The following is a 19603-nucleotide window of genomic DNA, read 5'->3' as shown; positions in this document are numbered from 1 at the left end:
CCGGCGATAGCCCGGCTTCTTTTGTTATTCATCATCAGGATTCAGAATCGCGAAAACTTGATGATCCTCCCAAACGCCATTGATTTTTACATTTTTTCGGGCAATGCCCTCTTTATGAAATCCGGCTTTTTCCAATACGCGCATGGACCCGAGGTTACGGGGCATCACACCGGCTTCAATGCGATGCAGTTTCAATTCGTGGAACGCATAATCAACAATCAATCTGACCGCCTCTGTCATGAGTCCCTTTCCATTGTGGGATTTGTCTAAAAAATACCCGATGAACGCAGTTTGCAGCGCCCCGCGGATGATTTGAAAGAGCGAAACCGTCCCGATTAATGTATCGTCCGAGACTGTAAAAATGCCAAAATAATATTCTTCATCTTTCTCCAGTCTTTGCTGGTACTCGGTTATTCGTTTTCTTTGCCCCTCAATCGTATAATAATCGTCTGCGCGAATCATGGAAAACTGTTCGAAAAAATCTTGGTTTTCGCTTTGCAGCCGCAGATTTTCTTCCGCATCCTTTACTTCTAAAGGTCTTACATAAATGGTATTTCCTTTTAACATACATTGATCTCTCCGTTCTCATGTCGGCATTCCTCTTACATTATTCTCAGGAAACTGCAAATATCCTTTTTATAAAAAGGAAGAAAACCAATTTCCCATAAAGGTGCCGACATAGTTACCAATTAAGTAGCCAAGCGTACCGACAAGCATGATCGGGGCGACAAGTTCCCGCCATCCCTTGGCAATTGCCATCGCAGCCGCGGTCGTGGGCCCTCCGACAGTAGCGTTGACGGCGAGCAGAATTTCTTCAAGCCGCACGCGGAACAATTTTCCGACGGCTAAGGAAACCGCTAAATTGCTGATCGCAATGATAAAGACAAATAAGAGAATAAGAGGCGCATTGGTGACGATTAAGCGCAGATCTGCAGGAATGCCGATCACCACAAAAAATAAATAAATCAAAAAGGTTCCAAGCTCCTGAGATCCATTGAGCCTTTCAAAAAAACGCGGGAAAAGAAAAATGATAAGAACCGTTAAAAACGTAAGCATCAGGTACTGATCGCCAAGCGTTCCGGTCAAAATAGGATGAGAAAAAATGTTTTTAAAATAGCCGGAAATCTTCACACTAACCGCAACAAGCGCAAAAGCAGCGCCAGCATTAAAAGCGATATCCTTTAATGAAATGTCCTTCCGTTTCCAATAGCTTTCTGCACTGTTTCTGCTGTTTCCATCGGCTTTCACTTTCTCTTCAAATGGCATGGCATAGTGCCGCTGAAACCATTTAAGTGCAGGAATGCTGATTAATATAAAAAACAAAAGCGCCATCATAAAATTATCAGCCACAACGGTAGCCGACACATATTCCCCCGGTGTCTCAAATTTTGCCGCCATCGCCGCAAAATTGATCCCGCCGCCGATATAAGAGGCGCTGATCATCCCGCCGATTTTATCTAGATAAGGAATATGCTGTTTGAGTAGAAAAAAAGCGAGGATGCTGCCAAGCACTGTTCCAGCGGAGCTTATCAGAAAAATAAACAGCAAACGCCTGCTTTCCTTAAAAATCTGCCGCACATTGATCTGAAACAGCAAAAGGGGGATCGCCAGCGGCACTACATATGACCATACGGTGTCGTATACAGGCGATTCAACAGGAAGCACTCCTATATTTGTAAACACCATTGCACCTGCCAGCGCAATAATAGCCCCAGACACAGCGGACGCCCACTTAAAGCGCTGCTCCAGCCCGATGCTCACTGCCGCCCACACCGCAATAAATCCCCATAATACCCATACATCATCAGAAGAAATCAAAGAATGCAAAACCCCATCACCCCTATTGTTAGAAAATTAAGACATATTATAATAGCCGATGAACATAACAGCAAGTCCGAAAAAAAAAGTTTTTCTAAAAAAGCAGTTGACGAATAGAGGAGGAGGTTATATAATAGAACTTGTCAGAAAGACAACAACATACCCAGCAACACATACATATCATGATTCCGTAGCTCAGCTGGGAGAGCGCTACCTTGACAGGGTAGAGGTCGCTGGTTCGAGCCCAGTCGGAATCATAGCTTAAACCCTTGCGTAGCAAGGGTTTTTTTACTTTGCTTATTTATTGATTTTGTCATCATTCATCGAGTTGGGGACGAAATTATTTTTTTGAGCTGATTTTGAAGGGGGATTCAAAATCAACTCTGTTTTTGTGCTAGGTTTCTAGGATCGAACTGGTTAAAGTGTTTTACTATCCAGATAAAGGGGCAAAGAATAACGGCATTGATGGCGTGTATGGACCCAAAACAGAAAATGCAGTCAAGCGGTTTCAGTCAGTGAATGGTCTAAATGCTGATGGCATTTATGGGCCAAAAACAAAGGCGAAATTTGAAAAGCTTTTAAAATAAGTTTGTGAATTTTCGAGGTTGAAAAATCTCGTGTTTTTGTACCAATTAGAATAAAAAGGACGTTTAAGCATAAAAATCTACCCTCGATAAATAAACCGAGGGTTTTTTTATGCAAAAAAGAAAGCCTATTAAATCAGGCTTTTGCAGTTTTATAGTTAACATACTGTGAATTATCAGAAATTCTTTAAAAAATGTTATTTAAAAAAGTTTTTTATAGCCTCTAAACGTATGTTATGACCACATTCTTCACAAGTATATTTTCCTTTCATATTTTCTTTAAATTGCTTATATTTCAATGTGCCTTCATATACTCTAAATTTTTTACTGCAACTTATACAAATTACTTCATAATAAAAAATCACAAATCCCTCCTTTTCTTAAAATTAATATATACAACAAAGGACTTAATTTAAGAATTTTTATTTGAACTTTGAGCGAACTATTCAAGATACAATGAAGCATCACTCATAAAACCTAATTATGTCAGAAAAGAATTTTTTGTAAGAGTATTAAACGTAATGCTTCTCCAAAGTAAAAAGACATTAAGTTGCACATACAGCCAGCAATAACAACTATATGCGTTCCATACTTTATTTTAAAACAAAATGAGTGCAGTTTTCTATTCTATACTGGGACTTAGGCAGGACAATATTTACGGACCTAAGACTAAAGCAAAACTTGAAGCACTATTGAAGTAATAAAAAGGTCCCTTGAATTTCAAGGGACCTAAAAGTCTCAATCAACGCTCTTATACCTTTCTGGGATCTTGTCTCTCCAAACAAGCATAAGGTTTTTAAATTTTTCACTTTCTGTATAAAGGTGTTCTACGACTGTTAGATCTTTTTTTATATATGCAATGGTGGTGTTTAATTGAATCTCATATTCTTCAGAAGAGCCATCCAATACTTCTTGAATAATTTATAAGTATTCATCAGCTTCATCCACCGAAACAATGTCTTCAATGAAATCAGAAAAGTATTCTAGTTCTGTAGGAAGAACTACTCTTAAGTACCCTAAAGGGTCTCTTTTAAATTCAAATGAATATGCCATGATAAATCAATCATTCCTTTGGTTTTTTATATAAAGGATATGCAGTTGCTATTGAGCCATATTTAATAAATTACTTTTAATATAATTTGAACTGGCGTAATTCGGGGATTTGCGTTTTTATTTTTAGAAAAATGTTATAATGAAAAGTCATAAAATGTTGTGAAGAGGGGGAAATTTGATGCATTACATAACCGCATGCTTAAAAATCATCAGCGATAAAGACCTTAATGAAATAATGAAGGAATTTAAAAAACTTGAGGAAGAAACGAACAAAGAAGAAGGGTGTATTACATTCCATGCTTATCCGCTTGAACCATCGGAACGCAAAATAATGCTTTGGGAGATTTGGGAAAACGAAGAAGCTGTTAAAACCCATTTCACGAAAAAACACACAATAGACGTTCAAAAACAAGAATTAACGGAAGTAGAATGGTTAATGAAAAGCAATGTGAATGAGTAAAAAGACATCTCAAAAGTGACATTCAAAGACTAAGAATCAACCACTGTAATTCAGTGGAAAAATGTTGGTGGATTGTTGTCCAACTCTGCCAACTGGTAAAAATACCTAATGTAAGCTATATGGGAATATAATAAACTTTGTTGGAGAATAAAATACATGTAATAGATGTTAAAAGGCAGTGTAGAAAAAAATGAAAAAGAAAACTAAAATTATACTTTCTCTTTTAGCGGCACTTCTAGTTATTTTGATAGCACTACCCGTTTTATCTCCTGTTGTCTTTACAGCTGCTTCTGAAAATGGAGCAATCAGACACGAAATGTATAAAAGGGGATATCCCTACCAAAGCTACTTTGCCGTTCTCCAAAAAAGAGAAGGAGACAATGAATCTGGGAATCTTTATTATGTAAATTGGATGGATTGGAAAGATGAAACAGGACAAACTCCTCACTTATGCTATTCAAAACAAGCATCAGATGGTGAATACAAAGTTAGCTGTGGAACAGGGCCCTAAAAAAATTTGAATAGGTCCAAGACCGAAAGCCTGCGGACACTGATCATTGGACAGAGAACTCTGTGCTTTGGATTGGTGTCCGTTTTTTTATCTTGTAAATTTCAGAGTGTCTCTCACGATTACTAAGACAGTTAACTCAAAAACATAAAAAACACTTTTTTCCGGAAGCTTCGGTAAAAAACGAAACTTTTGGCTCCATGATTCTGCTGTATAATGTAAACGGTTTCTTATATAGTATACTTATACTATCAATTTGCTCAAATGGATACTGACAGGAAGGATAGAAAAACAGATGAAGTACATGAATACAAGACAAAAAGAGATTTTGTATCTGTTGTTATCTGAGCCTGATGAATATTTAGTTGTGCAAGATTTCGCAGACAGGGTACAGTGTTCTGAAAAAACGATCAGGAATGATTTGAAAGCGATCGAGGATTATCTTAATGAACATTCTCATGCTCAGCTCATTCGGAAACCGGGATTAGGCGTCTATTTACATATAGAAGATCAGGAAAGGGCCTGGCTAAGCCAACAATTACATACTGAACATTTTCATTCTAGGCAGCGGACCGATGAAGAAAGAATGCTGCAAATTGCTTATGACTTATTAATGAATGTAAAGCCTTTTTCCGCAAAAGAAATAGCCGCTCAGCATTTTGTGAATCGATCCGCCATTAAAAAGGATTTGTGTGCGGTAGAGGAGTGGCTGAAGCGATATGACCTCACGCTGGTTTCGAAGCAGCGGCTTGGTTTAAAGGTTGAAGGGAACGAAAAAAGTAAAAGAAAAGCATTGGCAAGAATATCTGATTTGATAGATAACACGGAGTTTACTAGCCAATTTATTAAAAGTAAGTTCTTAAGTCATGAAGTAGATTTTGTGACGAAAGAAATCAAATCATTACAAAAAAAGCATTCTATCTATTTCACAGATGAAACGTTTGAGAATTTGCTGCTGCATACGTTGTTAATGATCCGCCGAATCAAAATGAAGCAGCCAATCCCGATTTCTCCAAGAGAATTGGCGGCAGTAAAAAAGAAGAAAGAATATCAATGGACATTTGCTTGCTTACAACGGCTTGAGCCGGTTTTTGCAATCCGCTTTCCTGAAGACGAAGCTGTGTATTTAACATTACATATATTAGGCGGGAAAGTTCGTTATCCATTACAGAAAGAGGAGACAAATGACCTTGAACATGCTGTACTTCCCAAGGTTGTAAGGCACTTAATCAACCGTGTTTCAGAGCTGAAAATGCTGGATTTTCATAAAGATCAGGATTTGATCAACGGATTGAACATTCATCTCAATACAGTGTTACAGCGGCTGAGCTATGATCTTTCTGTATCAAACCCAATGCTTAATGACATCAAAAAGATGTACCCTTATTTGTTTCATCTTGTCATTGACGTTCTGGAAGACATCAATCAAACGTTCGATCTTTATATCCCTGAGGAAGAGGCAGCATATTTGACGCTGCATTTTCAGGCAGCGATCGAACGGCTATGTCGCAGCAGCGAGACACATAAAAAGGCGATCATCGTCTGCCACATGGGCATCGGAATGTCACAATTGCTGCGAACAAAAATTGAACGGAAATGTCATCAAATCGCTGTAATGGCCTGTATCGCTAAAGCTGATTTGGCGGACTATACAAAAAAGCATGAGGATATAGATCTTGTCATTTCCACCATTGCGCTGGAACGTGTAACGATTCCCCATATTGTTGTATCACCGCTTTTGGAGCCTGGTGATGAGAAGAAATTGAGTGCATTTATACGTCAGCTTGACGAATCGCACCGTCAAAAACAAAAAACTTTTCAGATGCTGAACAATACAACTCCTTTTTTGGTTTTTTTACAGCAAGAGGCAGAGCACCGCTACAAGTTAATTGAACAGCTGGCGACAGCTTTGTATGAGAAAGGCTATGTTGAAAAGGAATATGCGGTTCATGCGGTTATGCGGGAAAAAATGGCGGCGACAAACATTGGGGCAGGCATAGCCATTCCTCATGCAAACGCTAAATATATTAAACAATCAGCAATTGCAATTGCCACATTAAAAGAGCCGCTTGATTGGGGAAATGAGAAAGTATCGCTTGTTTTTATGCTGGCTGTCAAACATGAGGATCAAAATATGACAAAGCAGCTGTTTAGTGAGCTTTCATACCTGAGTGAGCAGCCGGCCTTTGTGCAGAAGCTGACGAAAGAAACAAACGTCATGACATTTTTATCTTATTTGGATTATTAAAAGCAGGGATTCATTCCTTGCTTTTTTTGTTTATAGGGAAAAATGCCTTTATTTCCGGAACTTATGGTAAAAAAAAGAGATTTTAACGGCATGATTTCGGTATACAGTTGAGACAAGATCTTGTTATTCACACTTTAAAGGAGGTTTCCTATGAAACTGTTAGCGATTACATCTTGTCCGAACGGAATTGCCCATACGTATATGGCAGCGGAAAATCTGCAAAAAGCTGCCGACAGATTAGGCGTTACCATCAAAGTCGAGACCCAGGGCGGAATCGGGGTAGAAAATGAGCTAACCGCAGAGGAAATTCGGGAAGCGGACGCGATCATTATTGCGGCAGACCGCTCGGTAAACAAAGATCGGTTTATAGGCAAAAAACTGCTGTCTGTCGGGGTTCAGGACGGCATCCGCAAACCGGAAGAATTGATTCAAAAGGCATTTAGCGGGGACATATCGGTCTATCATTCCGCTTCTAAATCGGAATCAAGCAATCAACAGGAGAAGAAACAAAATCCGATTTACCGTCATTTAATGAACGGCGTTTCGTTTATGGTTCCTTTCATTGTCGTCGGCGGATTACTGATAGCGGTTGCATTAACGCTTGGGGGCGAGAAAACACCTAAAGGCTTAGTCATTCCGGATGATTCTTTTTGGAAAACGATTGAACAGATCGGCAGTGCTTCATTTTCATTCATGATCCCGATATTAGCCGGATATATCGCATATAGCATCGCTGATAAGCCGGGGCTTGTGCCAGGGATGATCGGCGGATTTATTGCAGCGACTGGAAGTTTTTATGACAGCGCAAGCGGCGCCGGTTTCCTCGGCGGAATCATTGCCGGATTTTTGGCTGGATACGCGGCACTTGGGATCAAAAAATTAAAAGTTCCAAAAGCAATCCAGCCGATTATGCCGATTATTATTATTCCGGTGTTTGCATCACTGATTGTAGGTTTAGCGTTTGTGTTTTTGATCGGCGCACCTGTAGCTCAAATTTTCACATCTTTAACGGTTTGGCTGGCGGGGATGAAAGGGTCGAGCTCGATCCTTCTGGCATTGATTTTAGGCGCGATGATCTCATTTGATATGGGCGGTCCCGTAAACAAGGTGGCATTTCTGTTTGGATCGGCAATGATTGGAGAAGGAAATTATGAAATTATGGGGCCAATTGCCGTTTCCATTTGTATACCGCCGATTGGCCTCGGAATTGCAACGTTTTTTGGAAAAAGAAAATTTGAGGCGTCGCAAAGAGAAATGGGGAAAGCGGCATTTACTATGGGACTCTTCGGTATCACTGAAGGAGCTATTCCATTCGCGGCGCAGGATCCTCTTCGAGTCATTCCCAGTATTATGGCAGGTTCTATGACGGGTTCTGTGATAGCGATGATTGGAAATGTGGGAGACAGAGTGGCGCACGGCGGACCTATCGTTGCAGTGCTTGGTGCAGTTGATCATGTATTGATGTTTTTTATTGCTGTATTGGCGGGATCTCTTGTCACTGCTCTGTTCGTCAATCTACTAAAAAAGGATATAACGGAGGCGTCCCCTGTGCTCAGTGAAACTGCACCGCCAAGTGAAGCTGCTGCAGCAAAAGAAATACCGCAGCCAGCTCAAGCTGAAAGCCGAGAAGCTGAGATGACGGAATTCAAAAAACTGACAGACATTATCAGCCCAGAGCTGATTGAACCACATTTATCCGGGGAAACCAGGGATGACATTATTGATGAAATGATTCAAACATTGTCCGACAGAGGTGTGCTGCATTCAGAGAGCGGGTTTAAACAAGCCATTTTGAATCGTGAACAACAGGGAACAACGGCGATTGGCATGAATATCGCGATTCCGCACGGGAAGTCTGAGGCCGTCAGGAAGCCGAGTGTTGCCTTTGGGATCAAACGGTCAGGCGTTGACTGGAACAGCCTGGATGGATCAGATGCAAAATTAATCTTTATGATTGCTGTACCGAAAGAGAGCGGAGGGAACCAGCATCTGAAAATATTGCAGATGTTATCTCGAAAACTAATGGATGACAGCTATAGAAAGCAACTGCTCTCCGTACAAACAACAGAAGAAGCATACAAGCTGCTGGATGAAATCTTATAATGCGGGGGAATTTTTATGATGACTGAACCGTTATTTTTCAAGCCTGTTTTCAAAGAGAGGATTTGGGGCGGCACCGCTTTAGCTGCTTTCGGCTATAACATTCCGTCAGAACGAACAGGGGAGTGCTGGGCTTTTGCCGCACATAAAAATGGACAAAGCGTTGTTCAAAACGGAATGTATAAAGGGTTAACGCTCTGCGAATTATGGGAACAGCACAGACATTTATTCGGATATCTTGAAGGGGACCGGTTCCCTCTTCTAACAAAAATTTTAGATGCAGACCAAGACTTATCCGTTCAGGTGCATCCGAATGATGATTTTGCCAAAACCTGTGAAAACGGGGAGCTCGGAAAAACCGAATGCTGGTACATCATTGATTGCGAAAAAGATGCAGAGATCATTTACGGCCACTACGCAAAAACAAAGGAAGAACTGATCTCGATGATAGAGCTTGGAGAATGGGATGAGCTCTTACGCCGCGTAAAGGTAAAGCCGGGGGATTTTTTCTATGTGCCAAGCGGTACCGTCCATGCAATTGGAAAAGGCGTTCTCGTTTTAGAGACGCAGCAGAATTCAGATACAACCTATAGATTATATGATTATGAGCGAAGAGATGCAGAAGGCAATATGCGCGAGCTTCACCTGGAAAAGAGCATAGAAGTCATAGCGGTTCCATCCATTCCAGTTCGTCAAACTGTTCAATATGATCAAACAGATGATTTGCATATAGCCACATTGATTGAATGCGCTTACTTTTCTGTGGAAAAGTGGAGTTTGTCAGGATCAGCAAGATTAAAGCAGCAAAAACCTTTCCTTCTTGTCAGTGTTATTGAAGGGAAAGGCCGGATGATCTCCGGTGATAATGTTAATACCTTTCAAAAAGGAGATCATATGTTGCTGCCTTTCGGTTTTGGACAATTTAAACTGGAGGGGCAGGCAGAGTGTATCGTCTCTCATCTATGAAACGATAAAGGGAGCAAGTACGCCAATTCATGCTGGACCAGACTGTTTCATGTAGTGGACTAAAGTGTGGCTGAATATGGAAAAAACCTTCTCAGATTGGAGGGTTTTTTTGATTGAAAAAGGAGTTTAGTCCCTTTGATAAAAAGAAGACTATACGCATGCTGTGGAAGGAACTTTTGATCCCTTACCCGCATTCACGATTCAAAGCCTGACGTTCTTTAAGTGCGGGGTTTTACATTATTTTGTTTAACATTACTAACTAAACCTTGAATAGGCTGTAACACATTTTTGCTGTTATTTTTTCTTATAACAATTGCAGCTATACTAGCTCCTAAACCTAAGAGAGACATCCACATCATCCCTCTGTTTCTTTTACCAGATAAAAGGGGTTGTTTTCTTGCGTTTAAAAGGCGGTTATCCACCGGACATTATTCATCTTAGAGCCACTTCCCATCAAAATTTTTGTTTCGATACTTAGTTTTCGCAAAAGAGGAATTGATATGCTGGAATTATAATGATGGAAGTCAAAAAAGAATATATAAGAATGCAACGAATTAAACTACACATGCTGGACAAACTTATAGGGATTAAAAAAGAAGAAAGGAGGATGAAAATGAAAAAATGGCTGCAAATCATAAGTGCGTTGTTCCTATCCAGTTTTGTATTAATGGGCTGTAATACTGGTCAAGATAATAATGATAATGATAACAATGCTCCAGATGTTGAGGAGAACAATCAAGATAATAACGGCAACAACCAAGATACTAACGATAACAACGTTCCAGGTGTCGATGAGGATGATACCATCAATAAAGATGATGAAAAAGATAATGATCCTGACCCTGAAGATCCAGTTGAGGATCCTGAAGATACCGATAAAGATAGAAAAGACGAGTAAGGAAATTAGCACAAATATTGTTTGAAGAAAAACCCGCTCTCAGTTTAGGGAGAGGGTTTTATCTCTTTGCACGTGCTTCAAAAAAAGCAGGCATAGAGCATGCTTTTTTTATTGTTTTACATTGTAACGTATCTCCAATACATAAAGTCTTCTGATTTATGCTCCAATTTAAACCCTAACTTCTCTAAAATACGTTGTGAACCAAAATTGTTATGTTCACATCTTGCTGTGATATGGTTCACCGTATCTTGGCTTAAGGCCCAGTTTATGATTTTTTGGGCAGCCTCAACACAGTAACCTTTGCGGCGATGGCTTTTATTTGTTGCAAAACCGATTTCGACCATACCATTCGAATCCGGATCACCTAAAAATCCGGTTCCTCCAACAATTTCATTATTGTCCTTCTTTAAAATAATCCATGAATCAAATCCTTTTGTTCCATTGTTTTCAACTAATTTCTCACGGAAATAAGGGATGGCTTCAAAAAAATCAGAATTTGGCCATTCACCATTTGTTTCATAACCAAGGTCCTTAATGGCCTGATGATCTCGTTTAGATGCTGCGTCAAGAAGGGGGATATCAATCGTTTTTAATCGTAACCGATTCGTTTCAAGAAGAACCATATGTCTAATCCTCTTTTCTTTTTACTGGTAATAATGATAACATATAGCAATTTTGATCGGGAATAAAAATTCTTGGGGACCAGAGAATGGTGAAGAGCATGTGGTGTATTTGAAATGAACCGTAGACAAAGTGAGATAATGCCATTTGGGGACCAATGTCCTCTCGTATTAGAAGATAATCACTGCCTTGACAGTATAGAGACCGCCCGGTATCATAGATCCAAAACGGGTAGGAAAACGCTTGGTAATAAAGCGTTCCTACCCGTTTTTCTGTTTCTGCTGAAACATTTTGTGTTACCTTTTTGCAATCAGATAAAGCGATATGGCTCTTTGGGTTTGAACAGGATTATGAAGCGTAATGACCCATTGGTTTCTTCTCCTCGGATAGCTTGCTATTGCATACAATGGAGCATAATCGCGTGGAGCAAACCCGCCATTCACGACTTTTATATCCCTTCCTTCAAGATAACAAACAAGGTATTCACCGGGATCTATTACCTGTTGGCCAGTCCATGCGTAAGAATAAAAGCCGTCTCCGAGATCCTCAGAGGAAGATGGCGGAATAAAGCCATCAATATTCAATGTGATTTCTCTTCTTCGCTGTCTTTCTGAAAAGTCTGGATTTCTTTGAGTGTTAGGAGTATGTGTAAAGTAAGGAATTAACGCAGGACCATAAAAGTAATGATACAAAGCAACCACTCCTTAGTTTTACATTCATACAAATTGTATGTGTGTGTATGTCGTTAATTCCTGTTTTGTTTCAAGTTGACTAAGAATGGAACTTAAGGAGTGAGATCCTTTAATTGGCTTAATGTCTTTTTTTTGCACGTTTTTATTTGCTGCGGAGGCGGTGTTTTGACAATGCAGGTCAGTAGAATATGGCTGTCTCTGATGATAGAATTTACTTATTAACTGCAATTAAGAAGACATACATACATTCGATCGTGGGGGAAAAGGATGGCGAAAAAAATGACAAAAACAAATGCGGTTCGTTTGATAGAACAGCAGAACATCTCCTATGAGTTGTTAGGCTACAAAACAGAAGGCGGCCAGCCGCTAGATGGCATCTCTGTTTCGGAAAAAATTGGTTACCCTTTGCAGTATGTATATAAAACATTGGTGGCAACAGCAGGAGCAAATCATTATTACGTGTTTGTTGTACCCGTTGCAGAGGAATTAGATGTAAAAAAGGCAGCAAAAGTAGTAGGAGAAAAGAAAATAGAAATGATTGCAATGAAGGAACTATTAGGGGTAACTGGCTATCTTCGTGGCGGCTGCTCACCAATCGGCATGAAAAAATTGTTCCCGACTTATATTGATGCAGCAGCTGAAACACTTGATTTTATCATTGTCAGTGCAGGGAAAATCGGTATGCAGCTAAAGGCAGCGCCACAAGATTTAGCCAAAGCATGCGATGCAACATTTGCAGAAATTGTATAGATAGAAATAAAAAAGCTTAGACACCTAGACTAAGCTTTTTCCGCATCTCTTTCAAATATGATTTCAAAATAAGCAGCTGCTCCATACCCATCGATACTAGGAGCGAAAATCTGAACGAATGTCCAGCCACTTTTCGCATAGTCATGGATGATTTGCTGGTAGTCTTCTTTAGGCCTTCTTCTCATAGTGCTCAGTTCAACTCTTACGAATTCATATTCTTTCATCGTTTGATACCTCCTATTAAGGTATACGTAAGAATAAGAAGGAAGTTACGAAAAACTGGTAAAAATTGAACCGTAATAAAAAATGCCTTTCTTAAAGGGAGAGGTTTTTTTATTTCTGAGAAAAAGATTCCGTAATATTTTGTTTATTTCATACAACAACAAATACGTTTCCATCTGGCGCTTGAATAATTGCCTGTGCGTATCCATTGAACTTCAGGAACATCGTCTAAAAAAGAACTAATGATTTACTATGAGTAATTAATCAAGGTGATTGAAAATGGCACTTGTTTATAAGAAGATCCGGGTCAGCAATCCAGATGAATCTCTTGCTTATTGAATTTGACTGAGTATATGAGTAAAAAAAGCGCGGCCAAAACATATAAAAATGAGAAGATCATTAACGCACTCATAACTGGATAATGTTTAGCAGAGTAGATAAAAAAATCGAGCTGCGAAATTTGCTTGGGGCTGGTGATGGTATCAATTCCATTTAGGAGTTTTGAAAATGTAGCGGTATAGTTCCAATCAAATCGATCTGAAACAAGCTCGCTTCCTTAATACCAATCGACAGCGGTTAAAAACAGAAAAACCATGAAAGATAATCCAAGCTGTACAACTAAAAGCATCCCTTTCAATGTTGCAGACCTCCAAATCTATGAACATGGAAAAAACTAAATAATATATTACCTTAATATAGGGTGTTTGGACAATTTCTCTTTCTTTTCTTGCATGTAAGATAAAGGCGAAAGTCTATTTTTTTGTTTGTTTTTGGCTTATAATACCTGATGATGGAAAAAGAGTTCGAGTTTATAGATTGGAGAATTACGAGTATTTTCCATTTTACTTTTGTACTTTGGCGAACACCCGGTAGTAAGCTGGGGGATGTACTTTCTTTTCTTTCAATCGAAACATGCAAAGATGCGGACATGTTTAATATCCGGCTGGGCTTTATCTCATTATTTATTTTGCCTTTAAGTAATCATTCCAAGAAAGCGATGATATTCATGAACAAAGAAACCCTAAAATACATACTCACTATTTTCTCAATATGTGCAACCCTTCAGGAAACCGATGATATGAGTATTGCTCATAGCTGGATTTTGACTGAAATCGTACGATTTTTGATTTGCACGGCTGTGTTTTTAATCCTGACATTACTATTAGATGCTGTTTTTCCAAACAAAAAAGAGTCACATTAATGTGTGGCTCTTTTTGCATAACATCATCTGATCAAAAACATCACAAATGAATCAATCATCATGATTAAAAACAGCAAGCAAAAATAAATGAGCGAGTAGACAAACATATCCTTTGCCCACTTCACGTCATCATCCGTTTTGAATCCTTGGATGCTTTTTTTGATCCATATGCCTCCGAGAACCAAGGCAGCTAATAAATAAAATGGACTGATATGACCAGCGGCGAGAGTAAAAGGAAATAACAGCGTCACCGGCACCAGGACTGCAATATATTGAATCATTTTTACTTTCGTTACATGATTTCCTTTTACAACAGGCAAGAGCGGAACGCCCGCTGCCCGATATTCCTCTTTCCGTCTTATCCCAATCGCCCAAAAATGCGGGGGCTGCCACAGAAACATAATCGCGTACAATAGCACTGCCGTCATACTTATGTCTCCGGTTACGGCACAATACCCTATCAATGGCGGCGCAGCTCCCGGAAAGCTCCCGACAAATGTACTCCACACAGAGGTTCGTTTCACCCATACCGTATAGATGATCGCATAAAAGATAAAGGCGGCCAGTCCGAGAAGGGCAGTTAATGGATTGAGGGAATACAGCATCACAAGACCGGTGATTCCTAATACGGAGCCATACGTTAAGATCATGGCTGGCGGCATTTTCCCTGTGACTGAGGCCCTGCTGCGGGTGCGCGCCATTTTTGCGTCCATATGGCGGTCAAAATAATTGTTATAGACAGTCCCGGAAGCCATAACAAACGCGGTTCCAAACATTGCTGTCACCATTGTCATCAAAAAAGCCATTCCTGTTAATGGTTTTTCTGCGCTGGCAAACGCAATCCAAAATCCGCCGAAGGCAGCTATCGAGTTTGATATGATAATGCCGGGTTTTGCAAGTTTGATAAAATCGTAAGCTGTTACCCGGTTAGAAGGTTTTATGTATGTCGTTTCAGATATAGCTGCAGAATCTCTTGTATTCTCCAAAAATAGACGCCTCCCCCAAAACTGCATGCTTTTGTTATCGTAACAAGAGGGCTGTGAAAGCGCAATTATTTCCTATATTTGTCATGATATTGTCATTTTTAAAACGAAAAAATGGGGAGCTGGACTGCCCCCATTTCGGTAAACGAAGCCTAGTATCCTCCGCCATATCCTCCGCCGTACCAAGGGTAGTAAGGTGGACGCGGGCGCGGGTAGTAGTAAGGCGGACGCGGATAAAACGGGTAGAACGGATAAAACGGTCTTGGATAATAATAAGGCGGATAAAATGGCGGTCTCGGGCGCGGATAATAATAAGGCTGTCTTTCATCATAAGGTGTAATTTGTTCAAACGACTGTTCATTCAAAGGATAATCCAAGAGGAAAACCTCCCTAACTTTTTTATTCTGTTTACCATATTCTAGATGTTTGAGTTGGGTGTATGTACATTTGTGAAATCGTTTATTTTTTTATGATGAAATCCCTGAAAAAGGATTGACAAGAACTTTTAAATCTCATAGTATTACAAATGTAAAATAAATGTTACTTTAATGTTACAGAAATATTTCTAAAAAGATACGATTCTAACATTGATGCAAGATAAATCGAAACGGTTACGAAAGAAGGAATTGGGTTGTTGGCAAAAAGAATCAAGTGGTTTCATGTATTAATTGCAGTTGTATGTGTGGCGGGCCTTATCGGCTTTTTCCATAATTCATTACAAAAAGAAACGGTTATGAATAAAGTAAAAACTGATTCTCAGTATGGGAATGTGGAAATCGCAACGCTTGTGAATGACGGGAAAACTTTCAATTACGCGGTCAACTATCCTGTTTTCAAAAATAAAAAAATGGATGGGGTATTAAAGAGTTTCGCAGAGAAAGAGGTTCGCCAATTTCAGAAGGAAACAAAAGACGTCGATCAGGAGCATACGAAAAAACGCAACGAATTAAATGTTGATTATAAAATTGTCCATTATGCCAAGCAGACAGTAGCGATTGTATTTAATGAATATAAATATATCGGCGGTGCACACGGGCAAACCGTGAAAAAAACGTTTAACTATGATTTTAGTAAGCAAGCTTTTCTTTCAATTGATGATATTTTCAATGAGGATGCTGACTATTTACATAAGCTTTCGTTAATCGCTTATCATGAGCTGAAAAAAGATAAGGACATTGCTGCCGACGATGCGTTGTTAAGAGAAGGAACGGCACCGAAAAAAGAAAATTTCAGCCGCTTTGCCATCAAGGAAGATTATATCGAATTTTATTTTGATACATATCAGGTCGCAGCAGGCTATCTTGGAGAGCAATCGATTGCCATTAAAAAAAGCCTTTTGAAAGACAGCTTGAAAGAACAATATATTGATAAAGCAAAAAACAAAAATAAAATCAAAGAACAAAAGCCGAAGCATGAAGTGATTTCATTGCCCAAAGAGGAAACAATTGATCCAAATCAAAAAGTCATTGCGCTTACTTTCGATGACGGCCCGAATCCTGCGACAACAAATCAGATTTTGGACTCCTTGAAGAAATATAAGGGGCATGCCACGTTTTTTGTTCTGGGGAGCAGGGTGCAATATTATCCGGAAACACTTAAAAGAATGCTGAAAGAAGGAAATGAGGTGGGGAACCATTCATGGAGCCATCCGCTTCTCACAAGGCTTTCAGTGAAAGAAGCGTTAAAGCAGATCAATGACACGCAGGATATCATTGAAAAAATAAGCGGATACCGCCCGACGCTTGTAAGACCTCCATACGGCGGCATTAATGATGAGCTGCGGAGTCAATTGAAAATGGATGTCGCGTTATGGGATGTTGATCCGGAAGATTGGAAAGACCGTAACAAAAAAACAATCGTTGACCGTGTCATGAGTCAGGCGGGAGATGGAAGAACCATCTTGATTCACGACATCTACCGCACCTCTGCTGATGCGGCTGATGAAATTATCAAAAAGCTCACCGATCAAGGCTATCAATTGGTGACGGCCTCTCAGCTTGAAGAGGTTAAAAAACAAAGAGAAGCAAATTAATACGAAAAGGCTGCCGCGGATATTGCCCGTTTGGCAGCCTTTTTTCTTTTTAATAAGATCCTGTGGTGGCCCAAACATTCAGGTTCGGTCCTGAATACTTGCCGAAAGCGTAAGAAGTTCTTGGGTCTAAATCATATACCATCGGTGTATAACAGGATTTTTGGCCGGCTACAGCTTTTCCGTTTCCACCTGCAGAATCACAGTTATATCTCTTTCCGTCCGTGTTTCGTGTAATCTCCGCGTTTGCTTCAAAGCCTGTCGTCAATGTGTTATTCATCGTGATTTTTGCCCAAGCCGTTTTACATGTACTGCTGAATTTGAGCTCGACCACCCCGATGACTTGATTGTTGGCATTCACTAAATTTGAGGATTTTTTTGTGGAGCCGCTGGACGCACAATCATTGTAATAAGGGCTTTTTCCATCGTAGGCATGGGTTTCTGCATTGGCGGGTGCTCCTTTGACAGCAAAAACAAATACTACTGCGAATAACACCAATGAAGCTTTCGTAAACAGTCTTTTCATGTTCTTTATTACCTCCTTAATATGGCAAACAATAAATCATACGGAGGAACAATCAAAACATGCATGCTTTTTTGTGAACAATAAAGGCTGCCTGGAGGATGGAGTTCTTGGCCGCCTTTGGTGAGATATTAAGCTTTTACATCAATGGTTTGTCCGAGCGTCGGATGCTGAATCATCTTTAAAGTTTGATCGGCATTTTGCTTGCGGTATCCATCATTTTTTTCGTTAAAGCGATATCAACATTTTGGGCAAGGGATGCTTGATGCGTCGCAACTGATAAAGCAGGAATATCCATCGTTCCACCTCCTATGCCTTACCTATCGGCGGCTTTGTATCATTTTACAGTGAAAAATGGCTTAATTTTCGCTGTTGACCCTTACGCTGCGGCATACCGTATGTTTTTGACAAGGAGGGAATCAGGATGAATCTTGTAATGGAAAAGACCATTGAGCAATACGAAAAACTGTTTTCAATGGATGAACAGAAAAGAGAGGATGAATTTCGGTATACGATGATGAGGCCGTTTGAAAAGATGTGGGGCGCCATCCAAGTTCCGCTGAAAGCAAAGGAGCCAAACGGCTATGATGTAATGATGGCTGTGAAAATGCTTGGTTATTTGGATATCCGTGATGCTGAAACCGGGCAGAAAGCACTGCAAATACTGAAAGAATCACATGCTGCAGAGACAGCTGAAACTGCGCTTCGGCAATGTATACTTTTTGCTGAGCGCAAGCAGCTGCGGGTGAATGCCGGCGAGATCAAATTCGGCCTTTATATCGCTGATCCCAATAAGCTTCAGCTGCAAAAAGGCTACTGCGGGTTTGGCGGAATACCGGGCTTTATTCAAGTATGGATTGATCCGAACAGTTATAACCTGCCGAGGCTCCCCTCTATCATTGCTCATGAGTTTCATCATAATTTGCGGTTTTCGTATGTTGATTTTCATCACGGCTCTGTGAGTGTCGGGGATTATCTCGTGATTGAAGGATTGGCTGAGTCATTTGCCAGAGAGCTGTTTGGCGAGGAGCAATTGGGTCCTTGGGTAACACGTTTTGATCAAGAAGATTTGCAGTATTCCATTGAAGTGATCAATGAGGTGCTGGATGTGAAAGGTTTTTCGGAAGTCAGCCGTTATATGTTTGGTGATCCAATTGCTAAAGAGCAGGGCTTTGAGCCTGCTGGTTTATCGGCTTTTGCGGGTTATGCGGTTGGATATCATGCCGTTCAGTCATTTATGGATAAACAGCAAGTCACGATAAACGAGGCCACACTCCTGGATGCGGAGATCATTCTTTCACAGTGCGGGCTGTTTTCCAAATGAAAAAAGCGTCACATATTGCGGCGCTTTTTGATTTCCAGAACCAGCAGTTCTATGGCGGCACAGGCGGTAATTCCGACTGTATACGCTCCGATATCGCTCCATAAAAATCCGTATCCCAGAACAAGACCGCCAAGAGAAGTGTCTCTGATCCGATCGATCCATTCGGCGTGATACAGCTGGCTGATTTCAATGATAAAACAGAAAATAAGACTGATAATGCCCGTCATCATTGTCTTCAGTTTTTGAAATAGAAACCCGCATCCCGTAAAGATCATGGCGGCCCACAGCGAGTCTCCGAGATAAGGATTGCCGGCATCAGGAAGAACACTGGAGAATGCTCTTGATCCCAGCCCCAGCCCGATGATCAGTAAGGTGAAAGCTGCATATATCCATCGATTTCGCTTCATTGAAAATTGATACCCCGTCTCCAATTGATCTCCCATGTATTGTAAGGAATATATCTTTTATTTGTCCAATAAAAAAGCGGCCGAGCAGCGGGACTGACCCCCGTTTTTGAGACAGGGGTCAAAACACCTTTTAAACAGCCAATTGCCGATAGTTTATCGGTGATTGGTTGTTTAGTTTGGTTTGAATACGAATATTGTTATAATAATGAATGTATT

At 40.2% G+C, this 19603-nt stretch carries 20 protein-coding genes, 1 tRNA gene and 5 pseudogenes; 13 read left to right on the top strand and 13 right to left on the bottom strand.

Annotated elements, in window-relative coordinates:
* Window positions 1-24 precede the first annotated feature (24 nt).
* Complete coding sequence (locus KHQ79_RS14045; protein ID WP_225515691.1) at window positions 25-567, bottom strand: GNAT family N-acetyltransferase; 543 nt, start codon at window positions 565-567, stop codon at window positions 25-27.
* Window positions 568-636: 69 nt separating this feature from the next.
* The gene (locus KHQ79_RS14040; RefSeq protein ID WP_225515689.1) at window positions 637-1827 is read right to left on the bottom strand and encodes a DUF819 family protein; all 1191 of its coding nucleotides are present in this window, start codon (window positions 1825-1827) and stop codon (window positions 637-639) included.
* A 175-nt stretch (window positions 1828-2002) separates the two neighbouring features.
* On the opposite strand from KHQ79_RS14040, the gene KHQ79_RS14035 reads away from it, so the two are divergent.
* From KHQ79_RS14035 to KHQ79_RS14025, 3 genes and pseudogenes are all read left to right on the top strand, one after another.
* A tRNA-Val gene (locus KHQ79_RS14035) sits at window positions 2003-2075 on the top strand.
* A gap of 171 nt (window positions 2076-2246) precedes the next feature.
* A pseudogene (locus KHQ79_RS14030) lies at window positions 2247-2405 on the top strand (peptidoglycan-binding domain-containing protein); the annotation flags it as partial.
* Window positions 2406-3022: 617 nt separating this feature from the next.
* A pseudogene (locus tag KHQ79_RS14025) lies at window positions 3023-3103 on the top strand (N-acetylmuramoyl-L-alanine amidase); the annotation flags it as partial.
* A 37-nt stretch (window positions 3104-3140) separates the two neighbouring features.
* On the opposite strand, the pseudogene KHQ79_RS14020 reads toward KHQ79_RS14025, so the two are convergent.
* A pseudogene (locus tag KHQ79_RS14020) lies at window positions 3141-3455 on the bottom strand (tRNA-Val4).
* A gap of 178 nt (window positions 3456-3633) precedes the next feature.
* Here KHQ79_RS14020 and KHQ79_RS14015 point away from each other — a divergent pair.
* The 6 genes from KHQ79_RS14015 to KHQ79_RS13990 all read left to right on the top strand — a co-directional run bounded on the left by KHQ79_RS14015 (window position 3634) and on the right by KHQ79_RS13990 (window position 10635).
* Window positions 3634-3915: a putative quinol monooxygenase gene (locus KHQ79_RS14015; protein ID WP_225515687.1), complete on the top strand. Its 282-nt coding sequence runs from the start codon at window positions 3634-3636 to the stop codon at window positions 3913-3915.
* Window positions 3916-4105: 190 nt separating this feature from the next.
* Window positions 4106-4426 (top strand): hypothetical protein, encoded by a 321-nt coding sequence (locus KHQ79_RS14010; protein WP_119913700.1) that lies wholly within the window; start codon window positions 4106-4108, stop codon window positions 4424-4426.
* 292 nt (window positions 4427-4718) lie between these two features.
* Complete coding sequence (gene manR / locus KHQ79_RS14005) at window positions 4719-6671, top strand: mannose transport/utilization transcriptional regulator ManR (protein WP_119913701.1); 1953 nt, start codon at window positions 4719-4721, stop codon at window positions 6669-6671.
* A 150-nt stretch (window positions 6672-6821) separates the two neighbouring features.
* Entirely contained in the window at window positions 6822-8774 is a 1953-nt protein-coding gene (locus KHQ79_RS14000; RefSeq protein ID WP_225515685.1) for a fructose-specific PTS transporter subunit EIIC, read from the top strand.
* A 15-nt stretch (window positions 8775-8789) separates the two neighbouring features.
* A complete protein-coding gene (manA, locus tag KHQ79_RS13995; RefSeq protein WP_225515683.1) occupies window positions 8790-9737 on the top strand; it encodes a mannose-6-phosphate isomerase, class I in 948 nt (315 codons plus the stop codon).
* Between the two features lie 517 nt (window positions 9738-10254).
* Complete coding sequence (locus KHQ79_RS13990; RefSeq protein ID WP_375294392.1) at window positions 10255-10635, top strand: hypothetical protein; 381 nt, start codon at window positions 10255-10257, stop codon at window positions 10633-10635.
* 116 nt (window positions 10636-10751) lie between these two features.
* Here KHQ79_RS13990 and KHQ79_RS13985 read toward each other — a convergent pair whose 3' ends face one another.
* A complete protein-coding gene (locus KHQ79_RS13985) occupies window positions 10752-11258 on the bottom strand; it encodes a GNAT family N-acetyltransferase (protein ID WP_225515681.1) in 507 nt (168 codons plus the stop codon).
* Between the two features lie 294 nt (window positions 11259-11552).
* The gene (locus KHQ79_RS13980) at window positions 11553-11948 is read right to left on the bottom strand and encodes a hypothetical protein (RefSeq protein WP_060398406.1); all 396 of its coding nucleotides are present in this window, start codon (window positions 11946-11948) and stop codon (window positions 11553-11555) included.
* Between the two features lie 267 nt (window positions 11949-12215).
* Here KHQ79_RS13980 and ybaK point away from each other — a divergent pair, with 267 nt between their 5' ends.
* Window positions 12216-12698: a Cys-tRNA(Pro) deacylase gene (ybaK, locus tag KHQ79_RS13975; protein WP_225515679.1), complete on the top strand. Its 483-nt coding sequence runs from the start codon at window positions 12216-12218 to the stop codon at window positions 12696-12698.
* 29 nt (window positions 12699-12727) lie between these two features.
* On the opposite strand, the gene KHQ79_RS13970 is transcribed toward ybaK, so the two are convergent.
* On the bottom strand, window positions 12728-12922 hold the full coding sequence (locus KHQ79_RS13970; RefSeq protein ID WP_003239199.1) for a DUF4177 domain-containing protein: 195 nt from the start codon (window positions 12920-12922) through the stop codon (window positions 12728-12730).
* 305 nt (window positions 12923-13227) lie between these two features.
* Window positions 13228-13557: pseudogene (locus KHQ79_RS13965) on the bottom strand (YjdJ family protein).
* 150 nt (window positions 13558-13707) lie between these two features.
* Between KHQ79_RS13965 and KHQ79_RS13960 the strand changes: the two are divergent.
* Window positions 13708-14121, top strand: a complete 414-nt coding sequence (locus KHQ79_RS13960; protein ID WP_225515677.1) for a hypothetical protein — start codon at window positions 13708-13710, stop codon at window positions 14119-14121.
* Window positions 14122-14144: 23 nt separating this feature from the next.
* Here KHQ79_RS13960 and cyoE read toward each other — a convergent pair whose 3' ends face one another.
* Both cyoE and cotT read right to left on the bottom strand, forming a co-directional pair.
* On the bottom strand, window positions 14145-15134 hold the full coding sequence (cyoE, locus tag KHQ79_RS13955) for a heme o synthase (protein ID WP_225515675.1): 990 nt from the start codon (window positions 15132-15134) through the stop codon (window positions 14145-14147).
* Window positions 15135-15256: 122 nt separating this feature from the next.
* On the bottom strand, window positions 15257-15481 hold the full coding sequence (cotT, locus tag KHQ79_RS13950; RefSeq protein ID WP_225515673.1) for a spore coat protein CotT: 225 nt from the start codon (window positions 15479-15481) through the stop codon (window positions 15257-15259).
* Window positions 15482-15735: 254 nt separating this feature from the next.
* Between cotT and pdaC the strand changes: the two genes are divergently transcribed.
* Window positions 15736-17136 (top strand): peptidoglycan-N-acetylmuramic acid deacetylase PdaC, encoded by a 1401-nt coding sequence (gene pdaC / locus KHQ79_RS13945; RefSeq protein ID WP_225515671.1) that lies wholly within the window; start codon window positions 15736-15738, stop codon window positions 17134-17136.
* 49 nt (window positions 17137-17185) lie between these two features.
* On the opposite strand, the gene KHQ79_RS13940 is transcribed toward pdaC, so the two are convergent.
* Both KHQ79_RS13940 and KHQ79_RS13935 read right to left on the bottom strand, forming a co-directional pair.
* Entirely contained in the window at window positions 17186-17659 is a 474-nt protein-coding gene (locus KHQ79_RS13940) for a YjfA family protein (RefSeq protein ID WP_060398412.1), read from the bottom strand.
* 128 nt (window positions 17660-17787) lie between these two features.
* A pseudogene (locus KHQ79_RS13935) lies at window positions 17788-17954 on the bottom strand (YjfB family protein).
* A 126-nt stretch (window positions 17955-18080) separates the two neighbouring features.
* Between KHQ79_RS13935 and KHQ79_RS13930 the strand changes: the two are divergent.
* A complete protein-coding gene (locus tag KHQ79_RS13930) occupies window positions 18081-18980 on the top strand; it encodes a DUF2268 domain-containing putative Zn-dependent protease (RefSeq protein ID WP_060398413.1) in 900 nt (299 codons plus the stop codon).
* Window positions 18981-18988: 8 nt separating this feature from the next.
* Here the strand turns inward: KHQ79_RS13930 and KHQ79_RS13925 are convergent, their stop codons facing one another.
* Both KHQ79_RS13925 and KHQ79_RS13920 read right to left on the bottom strand, forming a co-directional pair.
* Window positions 18989-19387: a ribosomal maturation YjgA family protein gene (locus tag KHQ79_RS13925; protein WP_225515669.1), complete on the bottom strand. Its 399-nt coding sequence runs from the start codon at window positions 19385-19387 to the stop codon at window positions 18989-18991.
* A 130-nt stretch (window positions 19388-19517) separates the two neighbouring features.
* Window positions 19518-19603, bottom strand: an 86-nt coding sequence (locus KHQ79_RS13920; protein WP_131121716.1) for an IS3 family transposase, incomplete at its 5' end; no start/stop codon positions are given.

The organism is Bacillus sp. TSO22 (assembly GCF_020223595.1).
In the GTDB taxonomy this organism is placed as follows: domain Bacteria; phylum Bacillota; class Bacilli; order Bacillales; family Bacillaceae; genus Bacillus; species Bacillus inaquosorum.
This window is presented reverse-complemented; position numbering and strand designations above follow the sequence as displayed.